Here is a 25,562-nt window from a genome sequence, read left to right as displayed (position 1 = left end):
CGTGCCCGGCACCGCGCTCACCGCTCTCGCCATCCCGCCGCTGGTCGACCAGCACTGCCACGGGATCGACCGCCGGGAGCTGGCGGCCGGCGACTTCGCGGCGTACCTGACCGAGTCGGACGCGCCTCCCGCGACGGGCACCTCCTTCTTCGACACCCAGCTCGGCTTCGCCGTCCGCCGCTGGTGCCCGCCGCTGCTGGGCCTGGAACCGCACTGCACCCCGGGCCACTACCTCGAACGCCGGCGCGCCCTGGGCGCCGCCGAGGCCGCGCGGCGGCTGCTGGGGGCCACCGGCATCGCCGAGTACCTCGTGGACACCGGCATCCCCGGCGACCTGACCGGCCCCCGCGAGCTGGCCGCCGCCGGCGGCGGGGCCACCTGGCACGAGGTCGTCCGTCTCGAACCGCTGGCCGAGCGCGCCGCCGACACCGCCGACGGGCCCGGCGCCTTCCTGGACGCCCTCGCCACCGCCGTCACCGACGCCGCCCGCCACGCGGTGGGCTTCAAGTCGGTCGCCGCCTACCGCCACGGCCTCGACCTGCCCCCGGACCGCCCCCGCCCGGCACAGGTGCGCACCGCCGCCGACCAGTGGCTCCTGACGCGGGCACCGGGCGAACGCCTCACGGACCCGGTCCTGCTGCGCCATCTGCTGTGGTCCGCGGCCGACACCGCGCTGCCCCTGCAGGTGCACACCGGCTTCGGCGATCCCGACCTGACGCTGCACCGCAGCGACCCGCTGCTGCTGACGGACTTCGTGCGCGCCGTGCGCCCCACCGGCGCCACCGTGGTGCTGCTGCACTGCTACCCGTACCACCGCGGCGCCGCCTACCTGGCGAGCGTCTTCCCCCACGTGTACGCCGACATGGGTCTGGCCCTCACCCACACCGGCGCCCGGGCCCACGCGGTGCTGGCGGAGATGCTGGAGCTCACCCCCTTCGGCAAGCTGCTGTTCTCCACCGACGCCTACGGCCTGCCCGAGCTGTACGTGGTGGGTGCCGAGCTCTTCCGCCGGGCCCTTTCCCGGTTGCTCGGGGGCTGGGTGGCCGAGGGGGCCTGGTCGGCGGCGGACGCCGGGCGGGTGGCAGCCATGGTCGCGGCGGACAACGCCCGCCGCGTCTACCGCCTGGGCCGCAGCGACTCCCGGCCGTACCGGCCGGGCACTGAGCCGTCCGGGTGACGGCACCTGCCGAACGGCCCGGCCCCTGCCCCGCGCCGGTACCGTCGCGGCCGGGCCGCCGCCCACAGGGGGTGGCGGCGAGGGCGGCGAAGGGCACTGCGACCGATGCGACATCCGATCCCGGGCCCCCTCGTCTGCGCGCTGGCCACGGCGCTGGTGCTGAGCACACCGTGCGGCGCCCGGGCGGCCACCGGGACGTTCACGTACTTCACCCGGCAGGGGGCGGAGGCGCACGACATCACCGACCCGGTCGACGGGCGCTGCTACGCCGTCGGCGACGCCCGGGGCATCGCGGGCAACGAGACCGACCGCAACGCCTACCTGTTCGACACCCCGGACTGCCGGGGTGCCGCCGCCTACTTCCCGGTCGGCTTCTACCGCCTGGAGTCCTTCCGCAGCGTGCTCTTCCTGCACTGAGCGGTGCGTGACCCGTTCGGCCGTCACCCGCCGGATGCGCGTTCCCCCTCCCCTGCGGCCGGTCTTCGCTACTCTGGGCGGTCGAGCCGCCGACGCGGGGAGGACGCATGGGCACCCCAGTGGTCTGGAGCACCGACCGCATCCACGAGGTCCTCGGCTGCCCCGATCTGTGCCGGCGCTTCGCCCTCGAACTGGGCCGCGCCCCGGCCCGCGAGACGGCCGCCGTCCTCGCGAAGTGGCAGGGCATCGCCGAGCGCACCCTCGCCTCCGTCGAGCGCGGCCGGCGGGACGCCGCGCTGGAGGCGGCGGGCGGGCAGGTGCCGGGCGAGTGGATCGACATCACCCAGAAGGTGCAGCGGGACGCCGCCCTCGTTCGCGCCCGCGGGACGGCCTGAGCTGACAGTCTGGGCCGCGTGTACGCGCTGAAATACGATGCGACGATAGCGGCCGTCTGGGACTGCCTGCCCGCACCGGTGAGCGAGCACCTCAGCGGCGTCCTCGCCGCCGCCTGCGCGGACCCCCTCGCGTCCACCGTCCCGTACGGCGAGGACGACGGCATCATGCGGATGCTGGTGCTCGACGACGTCTTCCTCGTCCTCTACCTCGGGCACCAGACCAGGACGCTGCACATCTACCAGATCGACTACCTCGGCTGAGGCCGCCGCGCCAGGCCGGCCAGGACCTCGGCGGCGCGGTCCAGCTCCTCCTCGGTGTTGTAGTAGTGCGGCGAGAGGCGCACCAGCGGGTGCACGCCGCGCACTTCGGTGTCGAACTGCGACTGCTCGGGCACCGTGACCGTCACGTTGATGCCGTGGCGGGCCAGTTCGGCCTTGACCGCCTCCGCCGCAACGCCCTCGACGGAGGCGGTGACGATGGCGCAGCGGTCGCGCCCCAGGTCGTGGGTGCGGGCCCCGGGGACGGCGTCGATCCGCTCGCGCAGGGCGGCGCCCAGGGCGACGGCCCGGTCGCCGATGACCGGCAGGCCGAGGTCGAGGGCCTGGCGCACGGCGCTGCCCAGGCCGAGAACGGCCGCGTAGTTCATCTCCCACGTCGCGAAGCGGCGGGCGCCCGAGCGCCAGGTGTAGCCGCGGTCGCCGTCCCAGCGGGCGGACGCGGTCTCGCTGACGTGCGGTTCCAGGCGTTCGAGCATCTCCTCGCGCACCCACAGCAGGCCCGTGCCGCGCGGGCCGCGCAGGAACTTGCGGCCGGTGGCGCACAGCATGTCGCAGCCGATCCCGGCGACGTCGACCGGGAACTGGCCGACAGACTGGGTGGCGTCCAGCAGGAACGGCACCCCGGCCCGGCGGGTGATCCGGCCGATCTCGGCGACGGGGTTGACCAGCCCGCCGCTGGTGGGCACGTGGCTCACCCCGACCAGGGCGGTGCGCTCGTCGATGAGCTCGGCCAGCGCGGCAGTGTCGAGCTGGCCGTGTTCGTCGTCGGGCACGACCACGACCTCGGCCCCGGTGCGCCGGGCGGCGTGCACGTAGGCCAGCACGTTGCTGCCGTACTCCGAACGGCCGGTCAGGATGCGGTCGCCCGGGCGCAGCGGCAGGGCGTGGAAGGCGGCCTGCCAGGCGTGGGTGGCGTTGTCGAACAGCGCCACTTCGTGGGGGCGGCCGCCGAGGAGTTCGGCGACGAGGGCGGGCACCGCGCGGATGTCGGCCTCGCGTTCGGCCGCGGCCTCGTAGCCGCCGATGCGCGCCTCGAGTTCGAGGTGTCCGGTCACGGTGTCGAGGGTGGCGCGGGTCGGCAGGGCGGCACCGGCGTTGTTCAGGTGCACGCGGTGGGCGCAGCCCGGGGTGTCGCGGCGCAGCGCGGCAATGTCCATGGATCCCCTCTCATGGCGCAACTCTCATGGCGCAACGGTCGGCCCGGCGGTCCGACTCCATCACGGGAGACGCCCCGGTGACCAGCCCCCTGACCTCGGACGAAGGGACCGCCTCGGGCGGGTGCGTATCCGTGCCGGAGTCGTGTCGTTGACAGGACAGGGCGGCAGGAGGGCCGGACAGATGCGCATCCAGATCATCACAGCGGGCACCACGGGTTCCGTCGCTCCGTACACCGGCCTGGGGCACCGGCTCTTCGCCGAGGGCCACGACGTGGAGATCGTGGCGCACGAGCGGTTCGAGGAGACGGTGGCCTGCTGCGGGCTGCGGATGCGCCCGCTGCCCGGGGATCCCTTCGAGGAGCTGCTGGGCGCGCACAACCGGCTGCGCGGGGGCGGCCGTTCGCCGCTGGCCCTGGCGCGGTTCGCGCGGGCCACCGAGCGGGCGGCGCTGGCGCTGGTGGAGGGCGTGCTGGCCGCGGTGGACCTCAAGGCCGACCTGGTGCTGCTGTCGGCCCTGGTGGCGCCGCTGGGGCGGGTGGTGGCGCAGTACCACCAGATCCCGAGCATGGGCGTGTTCCTGCAGCCGGACACGCCCACCGCGGCGTTCTCGCCGTGCACGACGGCGTGGCGGTCGCCGGGCCGGACGAACCGGCTGCGCGGCCGCTGCGCCAACGGGGTGCTGGACGCGCTGTACGCCGCGGCCAACCGCAGCCTGCACGCGCGGCTGGGGCTCGCCCACCGCAGCGTGCACCGGCTGCGGGCGGAGCGCGAGCGGTCGCGCTGGCCGATCTGGCACGGCTTCAGCCCCACGGTGCTGCCGCGCCCGGCGGACTGGCGGCCCGGGCTGCACGTCGCCGGCTACTGGTGGCCGCACGAGTGCGCGGGCTGGCAGCCGCCGGGGCTGGTCAGCGACTTCCTGGCGGCGGGGCCGCCGCCGGTGTTCGTGGGCTTCGGCAGCATGATGCCGGGCGATCCCCAGCGGCTCGCCGAGATCACCGCGCAGGCGCTGCGGAAGGCGGGCGTGCGGGGCGTGGTGCAGTCCGGCTGGGCGGGCCTGTCGGTGGTCAGCGACGACGTCATCACGGTCGGGGCGATGCCGCACGGCTGGCTGCTGCCGCGCATGGCCGCGGTCGTCCACCACGCCGGCGCCGGGACCACTGCCGCCGGGCTGCGCGCGGGCGTGCCGGCGGTCCCGGTGCCGGTCTTCACCGACCAGCCGTGGTGGGCCGAGCGGCTGGTGCGGCTGGGGGTGAGCCCAGGGGTGCTGCCGTTTTCCGGGCTGACGGCGGACCGACTGGCCGGCGCGCTGCAGCGGGTGACGGCCGAGCCGCGCTTCGCCCGCCGGGCCACGGAGCTGGCCGCCCGGCTGGGCCTGGAGGACGGCGCGGGCGCGGTGTCCCGGGCGGTCGCGGAGGCCACCTGTTGAGTCCGGCCGGCACGTCGCGGAACGTCGAGGAGCCCGTAGTGAGACTTCCCTTCCCCCCGCCCGCCCCTTCCCCGGTCCTGCCGGCGGACACCGAGCAGCCCGCCGGGTTCTCGATGCCACCGCTGGACGCCTGGCTGCACCGGCACCAGAGCAGCGGGGCGGTGTGCATGACCGCCGGGCTGCTGGCCTGGTTCGAGGGCCCGGCGCCCCGGCTCGGCGAGCTGCGCGAGCTGGTGACGGACCGCTGGGGCGCCTACGAGCGGCTGCGCCTGGTCGCCGGGCCGGACCGGGGGGACCCCCGTACGTGGCCGTGGTGGGCGCCGGCCACGGCCTTCGCCCCCGAGTGGCACGTCACCGAGGGCCCGCCGGGCGGCCTCGCGGGCGTGGCCGGGCAGCTGCTGGCCCAGCCGATGGGCCGGGACCGGCCGGCGTGGCGGCTGCACCTGCTGCCGGCCGCGGGCGGTTTCGCGTTGCTGTTGTGCTGTCACCACGCCCTGCTGGACGGCATGTCCATGGTGACGCTGATGCGGGCGCTGCTCGACCAGCCGGCCGGGGTGCCCGGGCAGCGCAGTCTGCCGGGCCCGGCGCCCGGCGGCCCGGGACGGTTCGCCGTGGCACGGGCCCTGGCCGACCTGGTGCCCCGGGCGCGGCCGCTGCCGTTCCACGGGCCGGTGGACTCCCGGCGCGTGGTGTCCTGGTGCCGGGTGCCGGCGGCGGACCTGGGTGCGGCCCGGGAGGCGCTGCCGTCGGGCCGGGCCTCGGCCAACGCCGTCTTCCTGGCGGCGACGGCCGGTGCGCTGCGGGCGGCGGGGGTGACCGGGCGGCTGCGGCTGCCGGGCGTGTGCGCGATGGTGCCCGTGGACGTACGCTCCCCCGGCGGGCCGGCGCCGCTGGGCAACCACTACGCCGCGGTCAGGGTGCCGCTGCCGATGACGGGCGGCCCGCTGCGGCGGCTCGCGGCCGTGGACGCCTTCACGCGGCGGGCGGGGCTCAAGCGCCGGGCGCGGGCGCAGGCGTTGCTGGTGGCCTCGCGGCCGCACCGCTACGGCGCCGTGGGCGACGCGCTCGGCCGGTACGCCGACTCCTGCCTGTATTCCTCGCTGCTGTGTTCCAGCCTCGCCACCCATGCGGGCCCGCTGGGGCTGGGCCGGGCCCGGCTGACCGGCATCGCCGCACTGCCGTCGCTGAGCCCCGGGCACCCGGTGGCCGTGACGATGAGCCTGCACGACGGCGGTGCCACGCTGACGGTGGTCAGCGACCAGGGTCACCGCCGCATCGCGGAGCGGCTGCCCGCGCTGATCGGCCAGGAGATCCTCGCACTGTGCCCCTGAACGGGCCGCCGGGGCCCGGCCGCGGGGGCCCGCGGCGGGCGGGCAGGCGGGCAGTAACGTCCCGCCGCGGCTCTCGTTCCCCTGGTGAAGCCCCCCACGAACGGAGACCGGCCGTGCCGACGCGTACCGCACTCTTGGAAGAGGTCATCCCGCTCACCCTCGACGGTTACGCGTACAGCGGCCGGGTCGTCCACCAGCCCGGGGCCAGGCTCGCCCCCATCGTCTTCGTGGGCGGGGCGTTCCAGTACCAGAACGCGTGGGGGCGGCTGGAGCAGGGCTGCCGCCAGGCGGCGAGCGTGATCACCGTCGACCTGCCGGGCTGGGGCGGGGCGGACCGGCTGCCGGCGCACTACGGCTTCGACTTCCTCGCCGAGGCCCTCGACCAGTTGCTGGAGAAGGTGGCGCCGTCCCCGGTCAACGTCCTGGGCACGTCCTACGGCACGGCCGTGGCCTACGAGTGGGCGCGGGCGCACCCGGGGCGGGCCGAACGCCTGGCGCTGGTGGGCACGATGTCCCATCTGACGCCGCGGGTGCGGGCCACGGTCGAGCAGACGGTCCGGCTGGCGGAGGAGGGCCGGCGCAGCGAATTCGCGCAGTGCGTGATCGAGGGGATGATGTGCACCTCGCCCCGGGTGACGGTCTCGCGCCGGCCCACGGTCGTGCGCTGCCTGAACCGGGCGCTGCACGAGATGAGCGACGAGGACCTGCGCAAGTTCCGGGACAACTCCGAGCGGCTCCTGGCGCGTTCGACGCTGCCCGGGGGGTCGGCGGTGCGGGTGCCGGCCCTGGTGGTGACCGGTGAGCACGACCCGCTGAGCACCCCGGCGCTGGGCCGGCAGGCGGCCGCCCGGCTGGCGGACGCCCGCTTCACCACCCTGCGCAACGCCGATCACCTGGTGCACCTGGAGTGCCCGGGCGAGCTGGTCGACCTGCTGCTGCGCTTCTTCTCCGGCGACTGCCTGGACGGGCTGGAGTACTGCCGGCCCGTGGAGTACTTCCGGCACCGCTCGATGGGCACGCTCCCCTCGCCGCGGCCGGCCCGGGAGCTGTGAGAAGCACGCCCATCTCCGGCCTCTCCGGCCTCGGGAGCCTTTCAGTCCTCGTGGGCGCCGGCGGGCAGGTGGCGCAGCGTCATGCGCGTGGTGGTGTGGAAGGCGTAGTCGAGCATCTTCGCGGCGTCGCGGTAACGGTCGCCCTGGGCGGCGAGGATGGCGCCGATGACGGTGTGCTCGCCGCGGCGGGCGGCGAAGACCAGGCAGGGGCCGGCGGCGCGCGTCGAGCCGGTCTTGATGCCGATGACGCCGTCGTAGGAGCCGAGCAGCTTGTTGGTGTTGTACCAGGTGTAGAGGCGGTTGACGTTCTGCGCCCGCTGCCGGGTGCTCATCGCGCGCACGACGGTGGCGAAGGTGTCGCTGGACAGGGCGTGCGCGGCGAGGACGGCGAGGTCGTGCGGGGACGTCCAGTTCTTTCCCGCGGGGCCGGAATTGCCGTCGAAGGAATCGTAATGGGTGTCGGCGAGCCCGAGTTCCTGCGCTTTTTTGTTCATGTCGGCGACGAAGGATTCGGTGCGTTCCTTTTCCGTGGCGCCGCTGCCGAAGGTGTCGGCCAGTGCGTAGGCGGCGTCGCAGCCGGAGGGCAGCATCAGGGCGTACAGCAGCTGCCGTACGGTGAGCCGGTCGCCGGTGCGCAGGTCGGCGGTGCTGGCCTGCTGGTCGCGCACCCAGTCGCGGTAGACCTGTTTGACGGTGACCTCGCGGTCGAGGTCGGTTGCGTGCTCGTCGACGACCACGACCGCGGTCATGACCTTGGTGGTGCTGGCCATCGGGCGCCGTACGTCGGCGGCCTTGCCGAACAGCGGCTGGTCGCCGTCGGCCAGGTAGGCGCCCTTGGCGCCGACGGTCGGTGGCGGCGGCTCGCCGGCCGCCTGTGCTCCGGCGGCCGGGAGGGCGGCAGTGACGGCCGCGGTCGAGGCCGTCAGCGCCACCGCCAGGCGGCGCAGCCGCTGGACGGCGATTCCCCCACAACGCTGCATGCGATCTCCAGATGTCCTCGCTCATCGGGTTGAGGCGAGCGAAATGCTGGCACCTCCCACCACACGAGACGAAATCCGTTTCACTCATACGAGCAGATCGTCGGATTGTTCATCGGTGGTCGAATGCGCGTGCCCGATGAGCGAGGACGTCGCAGGAGAAGGACGGCGGCCGGATCAGCCGTTGCACACGCCCCGGGCGTAGTCGATCGTCGCGCCGCCCTGGGAGTGGCGCCACTGCTGGTCGAGCAGGCTGCTCTCCAGCTGCTTGGCGGCCTGCGGGCTCTCCACGATGTAGCCGAAGTCCTGCAGCCAGGAGGGGTAGAGGTTCTTCGAGCCCACGTAGAAGGCCGAGCTGTCGACGGAGATCAGCTTGTGGTGCTGGGCGTAGGGGTGCCCGTCGGCCCACGTGGCGTTCGGGGAGCTGCGGAAGGTGGCCAGCTGCAGGTTGCTGCACATCGCCGCGCGGGCCTTGCCGTCGTCGCCGGTGACCTTGGCGAGGCGGGCCTTGAGGGTGTCGCTGATCTCGGACAGGGACTTGATCTGGGAGTAGCCTCCGCTGCCGACCGCGCCGCGGTTGGCCGGGTCGCTGACGACGATGCGGACCTTGACGCCCGCGGCGAGCTTGGCGGCGAGGGTGTCGTAGAGGCGGACGTCGTAGCGCGGCAGGGGCGGGCAGGTGGCGTTGAGGTCCTGCTGGGAGATCTCGATGTGCCGCTCGGCGCTGGCCACCAGGGCGCGCAGGGCGCTCTCCTCGGGGTTGACCGTGTCGTAGTCGCGGTCGGCGTTGGTCCTGTCGGGCAGGCCGACGACGCACTTGGTGTCGGGGGCGGTGGGCAGCTGCGGCCGGTACGCGGAGGAGGTGTCGCGGTCCTTGATGCCGATGCCGAGGCCGCCGACGGCGATGACGGGGACGTCACCGGTGGGGCCGGCGGGCTCGGGGTTGGCCTCCTTCTCCATGGCGGGCATGCAGTCGCCGCCGGAGGAGGCGAACCAGACGGAGGCGATGTTGGACTTGTTGCGGCAGGTCCAGCCCCACAGCGTGTCCAGGTAGCGGCCGGCGGAGTGCGCGGCCGGTCCGGTCAGCGCCAGGTCGACGTCCGTGACGGGGTGGGCGGTCTCCAGGTAGTCGCCCTTCCAGTTGTTGATGCCGCCCGTGACGGCCGATGCCCCGTCGACGACCAGCAGCTTGGAGTGGTTCCAGGAGAAGCCGGTCTTGGACGTGGTCATCGACGCGACGTTGAGGGTGACGTTGTCGGCAGCGGCGCCGAGGCGGGCCTTGAGGTCGTCGCGGTACTTCGAGGGCAGGACGTTCATGTGGTAGACGGGGGCGGCGCCGACCAGCACCCGTACCTTGAGCTTGTTGCCGGCGGCCACCGACGACTTCAGGCCGGCGGCTATCGCGTCCTGGAAGGCGCCGTCGGGGAAGGGCGCGAGGGTGGAGATGTCCACGGTGCGCCGCGCCTTGGAGATGTTCTCCGTCATCTTGGCCAGCAGCCGCTTGGTGCCCGGCCGTTCGGCGCACGTGGCGTCGCTCCAGCAGCCGGGCGTCTGCAGCAGCCAGTCGGCCGGGTCGGCGGCGGAGGCGTCGAGGCGGTTGCCCTCGCTGCGCTGCCAGACGTCACCCTCCAGGCCGGGCGAGACCTCGCGCAGCGACTTCTCGACGGCGTCCAGGTGCGGGGTGGCCGAGGGGCTCGCGACGGCGGGGGCCGCGGGCAGCACGGCCAGGACGACGGCCGACGCCGCCGCGCTGCGCGCGAGACGGTGGGTACGGCGTGGTGGGCGACGACGGGGCACTGTGCATCCTTCAACTAAGTAGGGCATGGGCGGGGTTGGACCTTCGGTGATGGGTCATCACTTCGTGAACGAAGAGTAAACGGAAGATCAACTTCAGCAAAGCCGCGCTCTTCCGCCCCGTGTCCGTCTCACGGAGGACACGCCCCCTCCCCACCCGCCCTCAGAGGTACGCCAGGACCGCCTCAGGGGCTGACTCCCGCCCCCACCGGCCGGACGTATTTTCGAGATCAACGGCGGCGCGGCGGCGAGGCCGCCCCGCGCGCCCGGAACGTCCCCGATGAGAGGCAGCAGATGTACGGCAAGGCATTCGCCCCCGAGTACCGCGGAGCCCTCGGCGAGCTCTCGGTCAACTCCTCCATCGAGGAGGTCCTGCACACGGCCACCGAGCAGCTGCGCGAGGCCGAAGCGGCCGGCAGCGACCTGGAGTCGGCCCACGCCGGCCTCGCCGCCGCCGAGGCCGCCAGACGCCTGGGCCGGGTCACCGAGGCGGACCGGGCCTGGCGGGCCAGCTACCGCGCCGCGCGGCGGGCCGGCGACGAGGGCGCCATGGCCTGGGCCGTCTGGAGCGGCGGCACGCTCGCCCGGCAGCGCGGCCGGCTCGCCCTCGCCCGCCGGCTCCTCGCCCTGGCCGCCGAACTGGCCGAGCGGGGCGGCGACGTCGTCGCGCGCGGCTACTCCCTGGCCGGCCTGGCCGAGACCGGCCGCATCCAGGGCGACTACGCGGCCGTGGCCGACCTGCACGAGAAGCTGCTCGCCGAGGCCAGACGACGCGGCGAGGCCCGGCACACCGTGTGGGCCCTGGAGGGCATCGCGCAGATGCACCGCAACACCGGCGCCCACGACAAGGCCCTGGAGATGTTCGAGGAAGCGGCCTCCATAGCCCTGCGCGCCGACGACACCCGCGGGCACGCCTGGGCGCTGCGCGGCATCGCCGACGTACTGTCCCTGCGCGGGCAGACGCAGCGGGCCCTGGAGCTGCTGTCGCAGGCCGAGGCCGGCTGCCGCCGCATGCGCCTGGCCGGCGCGCTCGCCTACAACCACAAGATGCGCGGCAACGTCCTCTTCCGCGCCGGCCGGTACGAGGAGGCGCGCGCCGTCTACGAGGAGGCGCTGGCCGAATTCCGGGAGATGGCCGAGCCGCGCGGCACGGCGCTGGCGACGCTCGGGCTCCTGAAGTCCCGCGCCCGGCTCGGGGAGGACCCCGCCCGCACGGCCGCCGCGCTCGACGCGCTGGGGCAGTCGCTGGAGGGGACGGGACTGCGGCACGTGCGGGAGATGGTCGACACGGCGCGCGCGGAGCTGGACCCGGCGACGGCAGGGGTCCGGCGATGACGACCGCACCCCCCGTCGTCGAGGCACAGCAGGTCCTCGCACGCTGCCGCACCCTGACCGAACCCGCGCTGCGGGAGGCCGTGGCGAGCCTGCATCCCTGGCCGCACCGCATGGCCTCCTTCTCCCTCGGCTGGTGCGAGGCCGACGGCACGCCCGCCACCGGCGGCGGGGGCAAGGGCATGCGCCAGGCCCTGGCCGTCCTGGGCGCCGAGGCGGTGGCCGCCCCGCGCGAGCACGCCGTGACCGCGGCCGTCGCCGTGGAGCTCGTGCACACCTTCTCGCTGCTGCACGACGACATCATGGACGGCGACGAACGGCGCCGGCACCGGGCCAGCGCGTGGAAGGAGTACGGCACGGGTCCGGCGGTGCTGGCCGGAGACGCCCTCTTCGCGCTCGCGGTGGAGAGGCTGGCCGGCTCCGGCAGCCCGCACACCGCGCAGGCCCTCGGGCTGCTGGCCGGCGCGATGCGCGCGCTGGTCCACGGCCAGGCGGAGGACCTGCTGTTCGAGGCCCGCCCCTGGACCGGCCCGGCGGCGGTCACGGCCGCCGAGTACGAGGCGATGGCGGCGGCCAAGACGGGCGCCCTGCTGGCGTGCGCCCTGACCCTCGGCCCGGCGCTGGCGGGCGCGCCGGCGGCGGTCACCGACGCCCTCGCCGCCGCGGGAAGGGACCTGGGCACCGCGTTCCAGGCCGTGGACGACGTCCTCGGCATCTGGGGGGACCCGGCGCACACGGGCAAGCCGGTCCACGGGGACCTGCGGCGGGGCAAGAAGACGCTGCCGGTCGTGGCGGCGCTGGCAGCGGGCTGTGAGGCGGGCCGCCGGCTGGGGGCCCTGCTGGGCACGCCCCTGGACGCGGACGCGGCCCGGCGGGCGGCGCACCTGGTCGAGGAGGCGGGCGGCCGCGCCGCGGCCCTGGCACTGGCCCGCGAACGGGCCGCCGCAGCGCGGCAGCGGCTGTCGGCGGCGCCGCTGGCACCGGGGGCACGGCTCGAACTGCTCGCACTGGCCGACCACTTGGTGGAGCGGCACGTTTAGCGCCCCGTCAGGGGCGCGGGGAACTGCGCGACCGGCCACCGACGGCCCGCAGTCGACACGCCGCCCCCGGGACCGGGCGCAGCGCGGCACTTCGTCTGCGGGCGCGTCGTGGCTTGTCGCGCAGTTCCCCGCGCCCCTTCGGGGCGCCGCGGTCGGGCGTCGGGCGCGGGCCGTCGGTGGCCGATCGCGCCCGCGCGGCGGAGCCGCAGATCGACACTGCCCCGCGCCCCTGACGGGGCGCTGCCCCGATCCGCCGGCCATGCTCACGCGGCCCGGCGCACCTCGTCGTAGCGCCGCAGTGCTATCTGCGCGAAGTGCCGCAGCGACTGCGTGCCCGGGGTGAAGTAGCCGCTGTGGCCGTGGGCGCCCGTTGAGGGGACGCTCAGGGCGCCGAAGGCGCCGGAGGTGGGGTCGGCGCCGTGGCCGAGGCCGAAGAGGCTGACGTTGGGCACGTCGCCTATCCAGTCCTCCCCGTTGCGGCGGGTGGCCCAGACGCGGGCGCCGGTGTGCAGGGCGGCGGCGGAGTCGGCGTGCACACCGGGGCTGGCGAGGACGACGAGGTCGGCGGCCTCGGCGGCGCCCAGGTGCGGGGCGGCCAGGCCGCAGACGACGGAGCCGTAGCTGTGGCAGAAGACGGCGGGCGCGGTGTCGCCGCCGAGGGCCGCGAGTCCGGCGAGGAAGCGGTCCAGGCGCGGGGCGCCGGCCTCGGCGAGGCGGCCGGTGGCGGCGTCGAGGCCGACGCCGACGGGGGTGGTGTAGCCGGCCCAGGCGATCACCGCGGTGGGCGCGGCGGGGTCCTGGCGCGCCATCTCCGCGCGCAGGGCGCGGGCCATGCCGGCCGGGCTGTCGTAGCGCTGCTCGCCGCGGTCGAAGGTGGCCAGGTCGGTGTCGGAGCCGGGCACCACGACGGCGGTGTGCCGGGCGGCCGTCCAGTCGCCGTACACCTCGGCGAGCTGGCCGCGGCCGCGGGGGTCGAAGGCGAGGATCTGGCGGCCGGGGGCGAGCAGGCGGGCGTAGCGGGCGGCCGCGGCGCGGGCCTGTTCGCGTTCGTGGGCGGTGCGGGAGCGGTCGGTGGAGCGGGCCAGCTGCCGGTCGCGTTCGGCCGTGATGGCGAGCCGGTTGGCCGCGTAGCGCAGGGCGACGGGGGCGCCGTCGAGGTTGCCGACCACCAGGGGGTGACGGGTCGCCAGCTGCTGCTGCCGGGTGGCGTCGAGGGAGGCGAAGAAGCGGGCGACCTCGCGCGGGGTGGCGGTGGCCGGGTCGGGCAGGGGCCGGTGCAGCACGTCGTCCGCGCGCCACGCGGCGCTGCCGGCGGGCGGGCCGGTGACGGCGTCCTGCCGGTCCCCGGCGGCCCAGCCGGCGGTGCCTGCCATGGCGGTCGCCGCGAGGGTCGCGGCGATCAGGGTGCGCTTGAGGCGGCGCATCGGTGGTTCTCCCTCGTCTTGCCGTGCTGACGAGGGGAAACGTAGGGAGCAGGTGACTGACGCCGCGTCACTCCACGGTGCTGTCCGGCAGGTGATACCCAGGTATGACAGCGGTGTCCGGAGCGCGGCTACGGTAGAACGATGATCTTCGAATCCCGTATCCAGACCCTTGCCCCCGGCCTCGTGCTGCGCCCGGTGACGGAGGACGACGCCGAGGCCATGGCCCGCGCGTACCGCCGGGAGCGCGAGCACCTGCGGCCGTGGGAGCCGGTGCGCGGCGAGTCGTTCTTCACGGCGGAGGGCCAGGCCGCCCGGTTGCGGGACCTGGTGGAGCTGCGCGCGGCCGGCCGGTCGATGCCGTGGGTGCTGGCCGAGGAGGAGGGGGCGGGGCCCGGCTCCGGCGAGATCGTGGGCGTGGTGAACCTGAACAACATCGTCCACGGCGCGTGGCGCAGCGCCAACCTCGGGTACTGGGTCGCGGCGGCCCGCACGGGCCGGGGCCTGGCCTCCGCCGCGGTGGCGGCGGTGTGCCGGGACGCGGACGAGCACCTCGGGCTGCACCGCGTGGAGGCCGGTACGGTGCTCGCCAACGCCGCCTCGCAGCGGGTGCTGGCCCGGTGCGGCTTCGAGCGGATCGGCGTGGCCCCCGCCTACCTGCACATCAACGGCGTGTGGCAGGACCACGTCCTCTTCCAGCGGATCCTCAACGACCGTCCGGTGGCGCCCGCTGTGTGAGTCGCCGGGGCGCCGGGCCCACCCGCTGGGGTGACAACGCCCGCCCGCCGGTAACGGATGATCGCATCAGCCGTTGATCGCAACGCCTGCCGCGCCGTGGGCGGCCGCGGCCACGGCTGATGCCCGATCCATGGGTGGCCGTGGCACGGCTGTTACACAACAGCAGGAAAACCGGAGGTTACGACTCATACGATCAGCGTCTTGTTCGACCGGGCGATTGATCACCATCGCCCTTTTCCATGCACGCGCCGGCCCGCCCGGCGGAGGGGGACGCGTCCGTGCCGGCACGAATAGCACGTCGTCACATGCTCGGCGCCGGCGGCGGTCTGCTCCTGGGGGCGGGCGCGATGAGCGGCGCCTGGCAGTGGCTGGCCCCCGGGGCACCGCGGGAGCGGGGGGCCGGGCACACCGCCGCACGCCCCGCCCGGACGGCGCCGGCCGAGGCGTTCGTGCACGTCATGGCGCACGCGGACGACTCGCTGTACTTCATGAACCCCGAGCTGGAGCAGTCCCTGCGCAGCGGCGCGCCCGCGGTCACCGTCTGCATGACCGGCGGCGAGTCCGACGGGCGCAACGCGCTCACGCGCACCCCGGGGTACGCCCGGCTGCCGCAGAAGCGGCCGGAGTTCGTCCGGGCGCGCATCAACGGGCTGCGCGAGGCCACCGCCCGCATGGTCACCGGCGACTGGCTCAGCCCCTGGAGCGTGGAGCCGCTGACGCTGCTGCCGGGGTTCCAGGTCGAGTTGCAGACGCTCCGGGCCGCACCGCAGATCCAGCTGATCTTCATGGAGCTGGTGGAGGCCCGGTACGTGCGGGTGCCGCGCAGGGAGAGCCTGCGCGGCCTGTGGCTGGGGGCGACCGAGCAGCTGCCCACCCTCGTGCCGGCCGGGAGCCCGGTCCGGCGCACCCAGCGCTACACCCGGCAGCAGGTGATCGACTCCCTGACGGCTGTCCTGGAGCGCTACCGGCCCACCGTCGTGCGCACGCTGGACCCGACGCCGACCCATCTGCCGACGCAGCCGGACTTCCCCGGCGTACCGGCGGTGCTGCGCGGCCTGGCCTTCCACGACCACCAGGACCACACGGCCTCGGCCCGCTTCACCCAGGCCGCCCTCGCCCAGTACTGGGGCCGGCCGCACGCCCGGCCGACCGCCGTGGACGCCTACGTCGGCTACGAGGTGGCCCTGCTGCCCGACAGCCTCGACCGGGCGGCCACCGCGCACAAGGTGGAGATGCTCGACGTCTACGGCTGGGCCGACGGCAGGGACTGCGGCGACGCGGCGGGCTGCGGCGACCGCAAGATCGGCAACCGGTCGAAGGACATCCGCTGGTCCGACAACCTGCGCCACCGCGCCCCGGGCACCCAGCGCTGGGCACAGGTACTGCCCGACGGGCGGCTGGCCGCCTTCGCCGTCCTCGACGGCGAGGCGCAGTGCTGGACGGAGACGGCGGCGGGCAGCGGCATCTGGTCGCCGCCCGTGCCGGCCGGCGGCTCGATGCTGGAGGGCCAGGTGCAGGCGCTGCGCCGGCCCGACGGCACCCTGGTGCTGTTCTCCGTGCGCACGGTGCTGCCGCGCCCGGGCACCGCGCACCGGCGGGAGGTGATGACGGCGGTGCAGCAGGGCATGGCCGGCGGTGCCCCGGCCTTCGGCCCCTGGCATTCGCTGGGCTCGCCCGAGGAGGACCCGGAGCGCTCGCTGGAGGTGGGGCACCCGGTCGCGGTGGCCGGCGCGGACGGCACGCTGCACCTCTTCGTCAAGGACTGGGCGGGCGGGCTCGCCTTCCGTACGTGCACCCCGGACGGCCGGTGGTCGCCGTGGGAGGCACCGGCCGGGCAGGACGACCGGCCGCCGGTGCGCATCGAGGACGCGCTGGACGCCGTCGTCGACGGCCGGGGCCGGGTGCACGTGGTCGCCGCCGACGCCCGCACCGTGCAGCACTGGACCAGCGACGGGCCGGGCGCGCCGCTGCGCCCGGCCGGGCCGACGCGTCTGCCCGCGGCGGCCGCGCCGCCGGCCCTGGCGGCGCTGCCGGGCGGCGGCGTGCGGCTGGCGATGCGCGAGGCGGGCACCGCCCGGGTGCTGCTCTTCGACCGCCCTGCGGACGGCACCTGGCGCCCGGTCGGCTCCTGCGAACCGATCGGCGGCTACGGGCGGGTGGCGCTCTCGGAGGAGGGCGGCACCACGGTGCTCGCGGCCCGGGACGGCGCGGGCCTGGCCCGGCTGTCGGCCGGGCCGGGGCGGCCCGGCCCGTGGCGGGAGGGGGGCGTCCCGCACCGCGGGACGCCCGCCCTGGTCCGCGACGCCCGGGGGCGTACGGTGGCGGTGGTGCTCGGCATGGACGGCCGGCTCTCCAGCGCCCGCTCCCGGGTCACGGGCGGTGTGCCGTTCGGGGAGTGGGTCTCCCACGACGGCACGAGCGACCTGCAGACCTCGTAGGCGCCTGCTCAGGCCGGGGTGACGTCCTGGTGGACGACCTGTTCGGCGTTGCGCTCGGCGAGCGCCGTGATGGTCACGAAGGGGTTGACGCCGATGGAGCCCGGGATGAGCGAGCCGTCGGTGACGTAGAGGTTGCGGTAGCCCTTGACGCGGCCGTACAGGTCGGTGGCCTCGCCCAGGACGCAGCCGCCGAGCGGGTGGTAGCAGAAGTCGTCGGCGAAGTTCTTGAGCCGGGCGCCGAAGAGGTCGTAGCGGTACATGGTCGCGTTGGCCTTGTTGATCCGGTCGAACAGCGACTTGGCGGCCTCGACCGCGGGCGCGTTCTGCTCGCGCTTCCAGCGCAGGGCGGCCCGGTCGGTGGCGGCGTCGTAGACGAAGGTGCCGCGCTCGGGGTTCTTGGTGATGGCCAGGTACAGGCTGACCCACGTCTCCAGGCCGGCGGGCAGCGGGGCGATCTCGGCGAAGACGGGGTGCTCCGGGTTGTCCCAGTCGTCGATGCCCAGCGCGGGGATGGTGGCCTGCTTGGTGCCGGTGGGGTTCCAGATGTGGTTGGCACGGGCGGTCATGATGTTGCCGTTGGGCCCCCAGCCCTTGCCGATCTCGGGGCTCAGGGCAGGCAGGGTGCCGGTCTCCCGGGCGCGCAGCAGCAGTTCCGTCGTGCCGAGGCTGCCGGCTCCGAGGAACAGGTAGGTGCAGGAGATCTCCTTGGTGGCCAGCACCGCCCCGTGGGCGTCGCTCTCCTGCACGCTCAGCAGGTACGCGCCGTCACTGCGCTGCCGAATCGTTTTGACCTGGTGGAGGGTGGCGATGGTGACCTTGCCGGTGCCCAGGGCCGCGGCCAGGTAGGTCTTGTCCAGGCTCTTCTTGCCGTGGTTGTTGCCGTAGATGACCTCGGTGGCGAGCGCGGACTTCGGCACCTCGCCGGCCGCCTCGCGCTTCATGTAGTCGAAGTCGTAGACGTTGGGGACGAAGGTGGTGCCCAGGCCCGCCTTCTCCGCCTGCTTGCGCGAGACGCGGGCGAACTTGTACCACTCCGTCTCCTCGAACCACTGCTTGTCGATGTGGTTGACCCCGAGGGCGGCGTTGGCGCGCGGGAAGTAGCGCTCGTACATCTGCGCCGCGTCGACCTGCGGGAGGACCTCCTCGAAGTACGAGCGCCGCGGCATGACGGCCATGCCCCCGTTGACCAGGGAGCCGCCGCCGACGCCGCGCCCGACGTAGACGGACATCTCCTCGAAGGCGACCCGGTCCAGGACACCGGCGTAGGGCGTGATGTTCTTGTTGACCACGTCCAGCCACAGGAAGCTGCCCAGCGGGGCCTCGGTGCGGCTCTTGAACCAGGTGGAGCGCTCGTCGGGCTTGAGCATGCCGGGGAAGACGTTGCCGTCGGCGCCGGGGGTGTCCCACTGCCGGCCCATCTCCAGCATGAGCGTCTCGACGCCCGCCTCCCCCAGGCGCAGCGCCGTGACGGCGGCGCCGTAGCCGGTGCCGACGACCACGGCCCGCACGTGCCGGGGCCCGTCCGCTCCGGCGCCCTTGGCGCGTACGGCCGTGGCGGCGGCCGCGCGGCTCGCGGTGGTGATGGTGGTGGCCCCGGTGAGGGCGGCAGCGCCGAGTGCCGTCATGCCGAGCAACCGGCGACGCGACAGGTGCTGGTCTACCACGGGAGGTACCTCGCCTTCCTGGCGGCTGGTGAGCCTGGTGAAGCTCACACTGTGCCCACCGGCACGACAAGGAAAGACCTAGACATGGGCTCACTCGGGTCCTGGAGCCCTGTTTTCGACCGGAGTTGAGCGTTCACCCACCCGGTTGGTTCGGTACTGAACGACTCTCGCGATGCTGATATGTGCGGGACATATGACTGCTGTACGCTCCGGGCCGTTCACCGACACCACCGGAGCGAGCTGTGCAGCCGCACGTGGATCGACTGGAGCGACCTATGGACACCGCCGCCCTCCGCCCGGGCCACGCCGCCGTCGTCCCCTGGCCGAAGACCCTGAGCGCCCCCGCCGACGGAGCGCTCGACCTGTGGCTGCTGCACGTTCCCGATCCCTGGCTCGCCGGCGCCGTCCTCGACACCTCCCCGCTCGACGAGCGGGAGCGCACGCGCGCCGCCTCCTTCGTGCACGCCGTCGACCGCGCCAAGTACGTCGCGTCCCACCTCATGCTGCGCCGGCTGCTGGGCGCGTACCTGGACCGGCCCGCCGGCGAGGTGGCGTTCGTGCGCGAGCCCTGCCCCTGCTGCGGCGCGCCCCACGGGCGGCCGGCCCTCGCCGGCGACGGCCCGCACTTCTCCCTCTCGCACGGCGGGAACCTCGTCCTCGTCGGCGTCGCCGCCGCGCCCGTCGGCGTGGACACCGAACAGCTGCCCGCCGCCCACACCGTCGGCCAGGTGGCCACGGCCCTCCATCCGGACGAACAGCGCGAGGTGATGTCCGCCCCCGCCGTCCGCCGCGCGGCGGTCTTCACCCGGCTGTGGGTGCGCAAGGAGGCCTACCTCAAGGGCCTGGGCACCGGCCTCGGCCGCTCCCCCGCCCTGGACTACCTCGGCAACGGCGGCCCCGGCACCCCCGCCTGGCCCGCCGGCTGGACGATCGTCGACGTCCCCGTGGGCGCGGGCCACGCGGCGGCCGCGGTGCGGGGGCCGATCGGCAGCCGGTACGACGTGGCGCGGCTCGACCCGCAGGAGCTGGCGGCCTGACGGGGGCCGCCCGCCGGCGAGGTCAGCCCAGACAGGTGATGTGCACGAGAGTGACCGTGTCGTCGCCGATCAGGACCACACCGGCCGTGCGGCCGTGGGCGATGGTGCGCATGGTGCCGTCGTCCACCCCGTAGGCACTCGAATGGGCGATCGGATCGGCGAGGGCGTCCAGGAGGCACACCGCGAGGTCGCGGCGCGCCTCGTCGGGCAGGCTCTTGTAGGAGGCGTGCAGGCTGGGATCGAGACTGAGCCGGTAGGTCACGCGGCACCCCGGCGCCCGCGGCGCCCGGTGGCGGCGCGCAGCTCCTCGGGGCTGATCTCGACCAGGCCGGCGGTGTAGGTGGCCGGCAGCCGGCCGTTGTCGTGCACCAGCGCCCGCAGCTGCTCCAGCCGGGGCCGCTCGGCCTCGAAGTCCTCGATGAAGGCCACCCACCGCTCGATCACCCCCGGCAGCTCCCGTACGTCGGTGAAGGTGACCTCGCGCAGGAAGGTGGCGCGCAGCTCGGGGTGCGGCAGGGCGTGGCCGATGCTGTCGATGGTCCACGAGTGTGGGGTGCTCACGGGCCCTCCCCGGATGCGGCGGCGTGCGGGCCCCACCCTAACCCGTCGGCACGCCTGCGGCCGGGCACGCCGCGACGGCGTGCCCGGGTCCGCTCCGGCAGCGGCCCGCTCAGCAGCGGACGAGGCCGGTGTACTTGTAGAGGGGAGGGAAGACCACGGCCTTCTTGTCCTCCACCGTCTGCCCGGGCTGCAGCTCGTAGCACCCCCACTGCAGGGCGTCGTTCGCATAGGTCGGCCGCACGCGCTGCACGGTGGTGCACTTGTTGGTCATGTGGACGGTCGCGTACATGTCCATCATGTTCCAGCCGTAGCCCTCGACGCAGCTCGGCGCGGGCTCGGCCGTGGCGGCCTGTGCCGTGCCCTGCCCGGACACGGCGAGCGTCAGACCGCCGGCGGCGACGGCGAGCGCGGCGAGCGTGGTCTTGAACTTGACTAAGTTGCCCATGACTTCTCCTTCGATCGGGGCGTAAACACCCTCATTCAAGGAGGATTCACGGACCACAGCCAGGCTGGTTCAACGAGTTCGAAGTGGAGGCTTCAGACGGGTCTGCTGTCGCCGTCGGGGGCCCGCCCCGCCGCGGCCCACATCACGGACGAGGCGAGGAGAACCGCGGCACTCAACACCCATGTCGTCGCACGCCTGGTGACCATGGCCCCTGCCTACCCCGGCCGGCCACGCCCGCCCCCGGCTCCCGGCAGCACTCCGCCCGCGCGCGCCCGCCCCGCACGCGGGCGCTCGCCACCCTCACCACGCCTGGAACGGCGCAGGGGAGGGTAATGACAGCCGGTGACGAACTGCACCGCTGCCAAGGCCCGCGTCTTCGCCATGCTGGACGCCGACGGGGACGGGATCATCTCGCGGGAGGAGTACCTCGCCCGCACCGAGAACGTGGTCCGGGCGACCGGGCGCCGGCCGGACGACCCCCTGGTCGCGGCCGCCCGCTCGGCCGGCGCCGGGGCGTGGGCATCGATGGACGCGGACGGCGACGGAGGGGTGACCTTCGAGCAGTACGCGGCCTGGGCGGGCGCCGAGGCGTTCGACACCGTCTGCAGGCCCACCCTCGGCCTGCTGTTCGACCTCGCCGACACCGACGGCGACGGCGCCGTGGACCGCACGCAATTCCTGGCGCTGCGCAGGGCGCTGGGCAATCCTGCCGGCAACGCGGAGGCCGCCTTCGAGGCCCTGGACACCGACGGCGACGGCCGCATCACCCGCGCCGCGTACCTGGCGGGGATCCGCGCCCACGTCACGGGCGAGGGATCGGCCATGGGCGACGTCCTGTACTGACCCGGCGCCGGCCTTCGACCGGGGCCGGTCAGCGGATCGGCAGGCCCGACAGGGCACGGGCGATGACCAGGCGCTGGATCTCGCTGGTGCCTTCGAACACCGTGTAGATGGCCGCGTCCCGGTGCATGCGCTCGACCGGGTACTCGCGGGTGTAGCCGTTGCCGCCGAGGATCTGCATGGCCTGGGCGGTGACCGTCTTGGCCGTCTCGCCCGCGAAGAGCTTGGACATCGAGCCCTCCGCGGAGGTGAACTGCTTGCCGGTCGCGGCCATCCACGAGGCGCGCCACACCAGCAGGCGGGCCGCGTCGATGCGGGTGCGCATGTCGGCGAGCTGGAAGGCGACGCCCTGGTTGTCGATGATGGGGCGGCCGAACTGCACGCGGGTGCGGGCGTAGTCGAGGGCCACCTCGTAGGCGGCACGGGCGATGCCGACCGCCTGGGCGCCCACGGCCGGGCGGGAGGCCTCGAAGGTGGCCATGGCGGCGTTCGCGGCGCGCTCGGCGCCGCCGGTGCGCGTGCGTTCGCGGGCGCGGGCCAGGCGTTCGTCGAGCCTGTCCTTGCCGCCCAGGAGGCAGTGGCCGGGCACGCGGACGTCCTGCAGGACGACTTCGGCGGTGTGGGAGGCGCGGATGCCGTGCTTCTTGAACTTCTGGCCCTGGGCCAGGCCCGGGGTGCCGGGCGGTACGACGAAGGAGGCGTGGCCGCGGGCGCCGAGCCCGGGGTCGACGACGGCGACGACGACGTGGACGTCGGCGATGCCGCCGTTGGTGGCCCAGGTCTTGGTGCCGTTGAGGATCCATTCGTCCTTGGCCGCGTCGTACACCGCGCGGGTGCGCATGGCGGCGACGTCGGAGCCGGCGTCGGGTTCGGAGGAGCAGAAGGCGGCGATCTTCACGTCGTTCGCGTCGCCGTACATCTGCGGGACCCAGGTGCCGACCTGCTCGTCGGTGCCGTTGGTGAACACGGCGACCGCCGCGAGTGCCGTGCCGGAGATCGCCAGGCCGAGACCGGCGTCGCCCCAGAACAGCTCCTCCATGGCCAGCGGGATGCCCAGACCGGTGGGGTCGAAGAACTGCCGGGCGTAGAAGTCGAGGGAGTACAGGCCGATCCGGGCGGCCTCCCGGACGACGGGCCAGGGGAACTCCTCCCGTTCGTCCCATTCCGCCGCGGCGGGACGCATGACGTCGGCGGCGAAGCCGTGGATCCAGTCGCGGACGGCTTCCTGATCGTCGTTCAGCTCCGGCGTGAACTGCGCCATGACCCCTCCCAGCATGCGCTACCTCCGGTAACCGCAGTATGTTACCCATCGGTAAAGCCTGTCAACGGCACGCCCGTCCAATCCGCAGCGTGGAGGGGGTGTTACGTTGCGCAGGCATTTTGAATCACCGGGGCGGGGAGGCACCTCATATGGAGACCAGTCAGCAGACCACTCAGCGGGAGGAACAGCAGCGCGCGGCCGAACAGCGGCGCAAGGAACTGCTGGAGGCCGCGGACCGGGTGGTGCTCAGGGACGGCCCCGGCGCGTCGATGAACGCCATCGCCGCGGAGGCCGGCATCACCAAGCCGATCCTCTACCGGCACTTCGGCGACAAGGGCGGGCTGTACCGGGCGCTGGCCGTCCGGCACACCGACGCCCTGCTGTCGGGTCTGCGCGCGGCCCTGGACGCGCCCGCCGAGCGGCGCGAGCGCGTCGAGGCCACGCTCGACACGTACCTGGCGGCCATAGAGGCCCGGCCGCAGGTCTACCGCTTCCTGATGCACCCCGCCGACGAGGGCCAGCCGACCGAGCAGGGCTTCGACGTCGGCCGGCACTCCGCACCGCTGCTGCGCCGCCTCGGCGAGGAACTGGCCGAGGTCATAGCCGAGCGCGTCGACCTCGGCCCGGACGGGGAGGGGCTGGCGCGCTCGTGGGGACACGGGATCGTGGGCATGATGCACGCGGCCGGCGACTGGTGGCTGCGCGAGCGGCCCTGCCCGCGCGCGGACTTGGTGCGCCACCTCGCGGACCTGCTGTGGGGGCGGCTCGCCGTCTCGGGCGACCGCGCGGACGGGCCGGGGTTCTGACCCGGCCCGCTGTCAGGGGCGCAGCCCCGCGCGCCGTACCGCCCGCAGGGCGCGCCTGCGGCGCAGGCCCGTCACGTGGTCGAGGTACAGGCCACCGTCCAAGTGGTCGCACTCGTGCTGCAGGCAGCGCGCGAAGAAACCGGTGCCCCGTACCGTCACCGGGGTGCCGTCCATGCGCAAGCCCTCCACCACGGCCTCGTCGTGGCGCGGCGTGCCGGCCTCGACGCCCGGCACGGACAGGCAGCCCTCCGGGCCGCGCAGCACCGGCCCGTCGGTGGCGACCAGAGTGGGGTTGACGAGGTGGCCCAGGTGCCGGACGTCCTCGTCGTCCGGGCAGTCGTAGACGAAGACCCGCAAGGGCACACCGATCTGGTTGGCGGCGAGTCCCACGCCGTTCGCCGCGTACATGGTGGCGAACATGTCCTCCACGAGCCGTGCGAGGTCCGTACCGAAGTCGGTGACGGGTTCGCAGGGCGCAACGAGAGCCGCGTCCCCGAGCAGCCTCATGGGCCGCACTCGTCCTGAACTGCCGGGAATCGTGGCTCTTCGCATGGCCCCCAGGGTACGTTCCGGGGGCAGCGGGTTCGGGCCCCGGTCCGGATCTCGATAGGCTGATCCCCGACCGTTGCCTCCTGGCCGGCGATGACGAGCGCAAGGGGGGCGTTCCACCGGCTGACCAGGGAAGCGGCGCGGCGCCGGATGCAAGGAAGGATCTAGGACGATGGCAGGCAACTCGGGGCCGCTGTCGCCGCGGGCCAAGCTGGCCGTGACGGCGGGCAAGGCGGCTGCGGCGGTGTCGCGGGCCGCGGGCCGCGGCAGCGGGTCGGTGATCGGCGGCAAGGTCGCGCTGAAGCTCGACCCTGATCTGCTGGCCCGGCTGGCGACCCACCTGGACGTGGTCCTGGTCTCGGCCACCAATGGCAAGACGACCACGACCCGGCTGATCGCCGAGGCGCTGCGGGCCAGCGGCCCGGTGGTGTCGAACGCGCTGGGCGCGAACATGCCCGCGGGCATCACCTCCGCCCTCGCGGGCGGCTCGGACGCCCGCTACGGCGTGATCGAGGTGGACGAGAAGTACCTGGCGGGCGTCGCCCGTGACGTGGCGCCGAAGGCGATAGCGCTGCTGAACCTCTCCCGCGACCAGCTCGACCGCGCGGCGGAGACCCGCATGCTCGCCGAGAAGTGGCGCGAGGGCCTGGCCGGCACCAAGGCCGTGATCATCGCGAACGCCGACGACCCGCTGGTGGTGTGGGCCGCCTCCTCCTCGTCGAACGTGGTGTGGGTCGCGGCCGGTCAGGAGTGGAAGGACGACGCGTGGTCCTGTCCGTCCTGCGGCGGTGTGATGCAGCGCCCGGGCGACGACTGGTTCTGCGGCGAGTGCGGCTTCCGCCGGCCGACGCCGAGCTGGGCGCTGTCGGGCGACTACGTGCTCGACCCGCACGGCTCCGCGTGGCCGATCCACCTGCAGCTGCCGGGCCGGGCCAACAAGGCCAACGCCACCACCTCGGCCGCCGTGGCCGCGACCTTCGGCGTGCCGCCGCAGGTGGCGCTGGAGCGGATGTACCAGGTGCAGGCGGTGGCCGGCCGGTACGACGTGGTGCAGTTCCTCGGCCGTGACGTGCGGCTGCTGCTGGCGAAGAACCCGGCCGGCTGGCTGGAGACCTTCTCGCTGATCGACGGGCCGCCGGCGCCGGTGATCCTGTCGGTGAACGCCCGCGGCGCGGACGGCACCGACACCTCCTGGCTGTGGGACGTCGACTACACCCGCCTCGCCGGCCACCCGATCATGGTCATCGGCGACCGCAAACTGGACCTGGCGGTCCGGCTGGAGGTCGCGGGCGTGGACTTCCGGGTCTGCGAGACGATGGACGAGGCGGTGCAGATGGCCCCGCCCGGCAGGATCGAGGTCATCGCGAACTACACCGCCTTCCAGGACATCCGCCGCCGCGTCGGCAACTGACCCGCGACAGCGCT

The 25,562-nt window shown here is 74.3% G+C and carries 25 protein-coding genes; 15 read left to right on the top strand and 10 right to left on the bottom strand.

Annotated elements, in window-relative coordinates; all coding sequences use genetic code 11:
- The first annotated feature begins 1 nt into the window (after position 1).
- The 4 genes from ABD361_RS26705 (at position 2) to ABD361_RS26690 (ending at position 2,250) form a co-directional block, all read left to right on the top strand.
- On the top strand, positions 2-1,177 hold the full coding sequence (locus ABD361_RS26705) for an amidohydrolase family protein (protein WP_344438825.1): 1,176 nt from the start codon (positions 2-4) through the stop codon (positions 1,175-1,177).
- Between the two features lie 105 nt (positions 1,178-1,282).
- Positions 1,283-1,594, top strand: a complete 312-nt coding sequence (locus ABD361_RS26700) for a hypothetical protein (RefSeq protein ID WP_344438823.1) — start codon at positions 1,283-1,285, stop codon at positions 1,592-1,594.
- 107 nt (positions 1,595-1,701) lie between these two features.
- Positions 1,702-1,989, top strand: a complete 288-nt coding sequence (locus ABD361_RS26695) for a hypothetical protein (protein ID WP_344438821.1) — start codon at positions 1,702-1,704, stop codon at positions 1,987-1,989.
- An 18-nt stretch (positions 1,990-2,007) separates the two neighbouring features.
- Positions 2,008-2,250 (top strand): hypothetical protein, encoded by a 243-nt coding sequence (locus ABD361_RS26690; RefSeq protein WP_344438819.1) that lies wholly within the window; start codon positions 2,008-2,010, stop codon positions 2,248-2,250.
- Here ABD361_RS26690 and ABD361_RS26685 read toward each other — a convergent pair.
- The gene (locus ABD361_RS26685) at positions 2,238-3,425 is read right to left on the bottom strand and encodes an aminotransferase class V-fold PLP-dependent enzyme (RefSeq protein WP_344438817.1); all 1,188 of its coding nucleotides are present in this window, start codon (positions 3,423-3,425) and stop codon (positions 2,238-2,240) included. The two genes, ABD361_RS26690 and ABD361_RS26685, sit on opposite strands and share 13 nt — an antisense overlap.
- A gap of 181 nt (positions 3,426-3,606) precedes the next feature.
- Between ABD361_RS26685 and ABD361_RS26680 the strand changes: the two genes are divergently transcribed.
- From ABD361_RS26680 to ABD361_RS26670, 3 genes are all read left to right on the top strand, one after another.
- A complete protein-coding gene (locus ABD361_RS26680) occupies positions 3,607-4,851 on the top strand; it encodes a glycosyltransferase (RefSeq protein WP_344438815.1) in 1,245 nt (414 codons plus the stop codon).
- Between the two features lie 38 nt (positions 4,852-4,889).
- Positions 4,890-6,182, top strand: a complete 1,293-nt coding sequence (locus ABD361_RS26675) for a wax ester/triacylglycerol synthase domain-containing protein (protein WP_344438813.1) — start codon at positions 4,890-4,892, stop codon at positions 6,180-6,182.
- A 113-nt stretch (positions 6,183-6,295) separates the two neighbouring features.
- Positions 6,296-7,234, top strand: a complete 939-nt coding sequence (locus ABD361_RS26670) for an alpha/beta fold hydrolase (protein ID WP_344438811.1) — start codon at positions 6,296-6,298, stop codon at positions 7,232-7,234.
- Between the two features lie 41 nt (positions 7,235-7,275).
- On the opposite strand, the gene ABD361_RS26665 is transcribed toward ABD361_RS26670, so the two are convergent.
- Both ABD361_RS26665 and ABD361_RS26660 read right to left on the bottom strand, forming a co-directional pair.
- Complete coding sequence (locus ABD361_RS26665) at positions 7,276-8,214, bottom strand: D-alanyl-D-alanine carboxypeptidase family protein (protein ID WP_344438809.1); 939 nt, start codon at positions 8,212-8,214, stop codon at positions 7,276-7,278.
- Between the two features lie 174 nt (positions 8,215-8,388).
- Entirely contained in the window at positions 8,389-10,008 is a 1,620-nt protein-coding gene (locus ABD361_RS26660) for a phospholipase D-like domain-containing protein (RefSeq protein ID WP_344438807.1), read from the bottom strand.
- Between the two features lie 291 nt (positions 10,009-10,299).
- Here ABD361_RS26660 and ABD361_RS26655 point away from each other — a divergent pair, with 291 nt between their 5' ends.
- Both ABD361_RS26655 and ABD361_RS26650 read left to right on the top strand, forming a co-directional pair.
- Entirely contained in the window at positions 10,300-11,340 is a 1,041-nt protein-coding gene (locus ABD361_RS26655) for a tetratricopeptide repeat protein (RefSeq protein ID WP_344438805.1), read from the top strand.
- Positions 11,337-12,377, top strand: a complete 1,041-nt coding sequence (locus ABD361_RS26650; RefSeq protein ID WP_344438802.1) for a polyprenyl synthetase family protein — start codon at positions 11,337-11,339, stop codon at positions 12,375-12,377. The genes ABD361_RS26655 and ABD361_RS26650 overlap by 4 nt, the downstream gene beginning before the upstream one ends.
- 263 nt (positions 12,378-12,640) lie before the next feature.
- Here ABD361_RS26650 and ABD361_RS26645 read toward each other — a convergent pair whose 3' ends face one another.
- Entirely contained in the window at positions 12,641-13,801 is a 1,161-nt protein-coding gene (locus ABD361_RS26645) for an alpha/beta hydrolase (RefSeq protein WP_344438800.1), read from the bottom strand.
- Positions 13,802-13,942: 141 nt separating this feature from the next.
- On the opposite strand from ABD361_RS26645, the gene ABD361_RS26640 reads away from it, so the two are divergent.
- Positions 13,943-14,536, top strand: coding sequence for a GNAT family N-acetyltransferase (locus ABD361_RS26640; RefSeq protein WP_344438798.1), 594 nt, complete (start codon positions 13,943-13,945; stop codon positions 14,534-14,536).
- Positions 14,537-14,814: 278 nt separating this feature from the next.
- The gene (locus ABD361_RS26635) at positions 14,815-16,974 is read left to right on the top strand and encodes a PIG-L family deacetylase (protein WP_344438796.1); all 2,160 of its coding nucleotides are present in this window, start codon (positions 14,815-14,817) and stop codon (positions 16,972-16,974) included.
- Between the two features lie 8 nt (positions 16,975-16,982).
- Here ABD361_RS26635 and ABD361_RS26630 read toward each other — a convergent pair whose 3' ends face one another.
- Positions 16,983-18,599 carry a GMC oxidoreductase gene (locus ABD361_RS26630; protein ID WP_344438884.1) on the bottom strand — a complete coding sequence of 539 codons (1,617 nt, stop codon included), beginning with the start codon at positions 18,597-18,599 and terminating at the stop codon, positions 16,983-16,985.
- Between the two features lie 314 nt (positions 18,600-18,913).
- Between ABD361_RS26630 and ABD361_RS26625 the strand changes: the two genes are divergently transcribed.
- Positions 18,914-19,675, top strand: a complete 762-nt coding sequence (locus ABD361_RS26625; RefSeq protein WP_344438795.1) for a 4'-phosphopantetheinyl transferase family protein — start codon at positions 18,914-18,916, stop codon at positions 19,673-19,675.
- Positions 19,676-19,697: 22 nt separating this feature from the next.
- Here the strand turns inward: ABD361_RS26625 and ABD361_RS26620 are convergent, their stop codons facing one another.
- From ABD361_RS26620 to ABD361_RS26610, 3 genes are all read right to left on the bottom strand, one after another.
- Positions 19,698-19,937 carry a hypothetical protein gene (locus ABD361_RS26620; RefSeq protein ID WP_344438792.1) on the bottom strand — a complete coding sequence of 80 codons (240 nt, stop codon included), beginning with the start codon at positions 19,935-19,937 and terminating at the stop codon, positions 19,698-19,700.
- Positions 19,934-20,236, bottom strand: coding sequence for a hypothetical protein (locus tag ABD361_RS26615; RefSeq protein WP_344438790.1), 303 nt, complete (start codon positions 20,234-20,236; stop codon positions 19,934-19,936). The genes ABD361_RS26620 and ABD361_RS26615 overlap by 4 nt, the downstream gene beginning before the upstream one ends.
- Positions 20,237-20,345: 109 nt before the next feature.
- Positions 20,346-20,681 (bottom strand): hypothetical protein, encoded by a 336-nt coding sequence (locus ABD361_RS26610; protein WP_344438789.1) that lies wholly within the window; start codon positions 20,679-20,681, stop codon positions 20,346-20,348.
- A gap of 342 nt (positions 20,682-21,023) precedes the next feature.
- Between ABD361_RS26610 and ABD361_RS26605 the strand changes: the two genes are divergently transcribed.
- A complete protein-coding gene (locus tag ABD361_RS26605) occupies positions 21,024-21,524 on the top strand; it encodes an EF-hand domain-containing protein (RefSeq protein ID WP_344438788.1) in 501 nt (166 codons plus the stop codon).
- A 28-nt stretch (positions 21,525-21,552) separates the two neighbouring features.
- On the opposite strand, the gene ABD361_RS26600 is transcribed toward ABD361_RS26605, so the two are convergent.
- On the bottom strand, positions 21,553-22,782 hold the full coding sequence (locus ABD361_RS26600; RefSeq protein WP_344438787.1) for an acyl-CoA dehydrogenase family protein: 1,230 nt from the start codon (positions 22,780-22,782) through the stop codon (positions 21,553-21,555).
- Between the two features lie 149 nt (positions 22,783-22,931).
- Here ABD361_RS26600 and ABD361_RS26595 point away from each other — a divergent pair, with 149 nt between their 5' ends.
- Positions 22,932-23,588, top strand: a complete 657-nt coding sequence (locus tag ABD361_RS26595) for a TetR/AcrR family transcriptional regulator (protein WP_344438785.1) — start codon at positions 22,932-22,934, stop codon at positions 23,586-23,588.
- Between the two features lie 12 nt (positions 23,589-23,600).
- On the opposite strand, the gene def is transcribed toward ABD361_RS26595, so the two are convergent.
- Positions 23,601-24,140 (bottom strand): peptide deformylase, encoded by a 540-nt coding sequence (def, locus tag ABD361_RS26590; RefSeq protein WP_344438783.1) that lies wholly within the window; start codon positions 24,138-24,140, stop codon positions 23,601-23,603.
- Positions 24,141-24,309: 169 nt separating this feature from the next.
- Between def and ABD361_RS26585 the strand changes: the two genes are divergently transcribed.
- Entirely contained in the window at positions 24,310-25,548 is a 1,239-nt protein-coding gene (locus ABD361_RS26585; protein WP_344438781.1) for a MurT ligase domain-containing protein, read from the top strand.
- The last annotated feature ends 14 nt before the right edge of the window (positions 25,549-25,562 follow it).

The organism is Streptomyces luteosporeus (assembly GCF_039532865.1).
GTDB classification, from domain to species: Bacteria; Actinomycetota; Actinomycetes; order Streptomycetales; family Streptomycetaceae; genus Streptomyces; species Streptomyces luteosporeus.
Note: the sequence above shows the minus strand (reverse complement) of the source record. Positions and strands in the feature narration are given on the sequence as shown.

Excerpts from the sequence above, each read along its gene's own strand:
- ABD361_RS26655 (WP_344438805.1), top strand. The coding sequence starts at position 10,300 with ATGTACGGCAAGGCATTCGCCCCCGAGTACCGCGGAGCCCTCGGCGAG.
- ABD361_RS26610 (WP_344438789.1), bottom strand. The coding sequence starts at position 20,681 with ATGGGCAACTTAGTCAAGTTCAAGACCACGCTCGCCGCGCTCGCCGTC.
- ABD361_RS26700 (WP_344438823.1), top strand. The coding sequence starts at position 1,283 with ATGCGACATCCGATCCCGGGCCCCCTCGTCTGCGCGCTGGCCACGGCG.
- ABD361_RS26625 (WP_344438795.1), top strand. The coding sequence starts at position 18,914 with ATGGACACCGCCGCCCTCCGCCCGGGCCACGCCGCCGTCGTCCCCTGG.
- ABD361_RS26665 (WP_344438809.1), bottom strand. The coding sequence starts at position 8,214 with ATGCAGCGTTGTGGGGGAATCGCCGTCCAGCGGCTGCGCCGCCTGGCG.
- ABD361_RS26645 (WP_344438800.1), bottom strand. The coding sequence starts at position 13,801 with ATGCGCCGCCTCAAGCGCACCCTGATCGCCGCGACCCTCGCGGCGACC.
- ABD361_RS26695 (WP_344438821.1), top strand. The coding sequence starts at position 1,702 with ATGGGCACCCCAGTGGTCTGGAGCACCGACCGCATCCACGAGGTCCTC.
- ABD361_RS26650 (WP_344438802.1), top strand. The coding sequence starts at position 11,337 with ATGACGACCGCACCCCCCGTCGTCGAGGCACAGCAGGTCCTCGCACGC.
- ABD361_RS26600 (WP_344438787.1), bottom strand. The coding sequence starts at position 22,782 with ATGGCGCAGTTCACGCCGGAGCTGAACGACGATCAGGAAGCCGTCCGC.
- ABD361_RS26685 (WP_344438817.1), bottom strand. The coding sequence starts at position 3,425 with ATGGACATTGCCGCGCTGCGCCGCGACACCCCGGGCTGCGCCCACCGC.
- ABD361_RS26640 (WP_344438798.1), top strand. The coding sequence starts at position 13,943 with ATGATCTTCGAATCCCGTATCCAGACCCTTGCCCCCGGCCTCGTGCTG.
- ABD361_RS26680 (WP_344438815.1), top strand. The coding sequence starts at position 3,607 with ATGCGCATCCAGATCATCACAGCGGGCACCACGGGTTCCGTCGCTCCG.
- ABD361_RS26585 (WP_344438781.1), top strand. The coding sequence starts at position 24,310 with ATGGCAGGCAACTCGGGGCCGCTGTCGCCGCGGGCCAAGCTGGCCGTG.
- ABD361_RS26595 (WP_344438785.1), top strand. The coding sequence starts at position 22,932 with ATGGAGACCAGTCAGCAGACCACTCAGCGGGAGGAACAGCAGCGCGCG.
- def (WP_344438783.1), bottom strand. The coding sequence starts at position 24,140 with ATGCGAAGAGCCACGATTCCCGGCAGTTCAGGACGAGTGCGGCCCATG.
- ABD361_RS26630 (WP_344438884.1), bottom strand. The coding sequence starts at position 18,599 with ATGACGGCACTCGGCGCTGCCGCCCTCACCGGGGCCACCACCATCACC.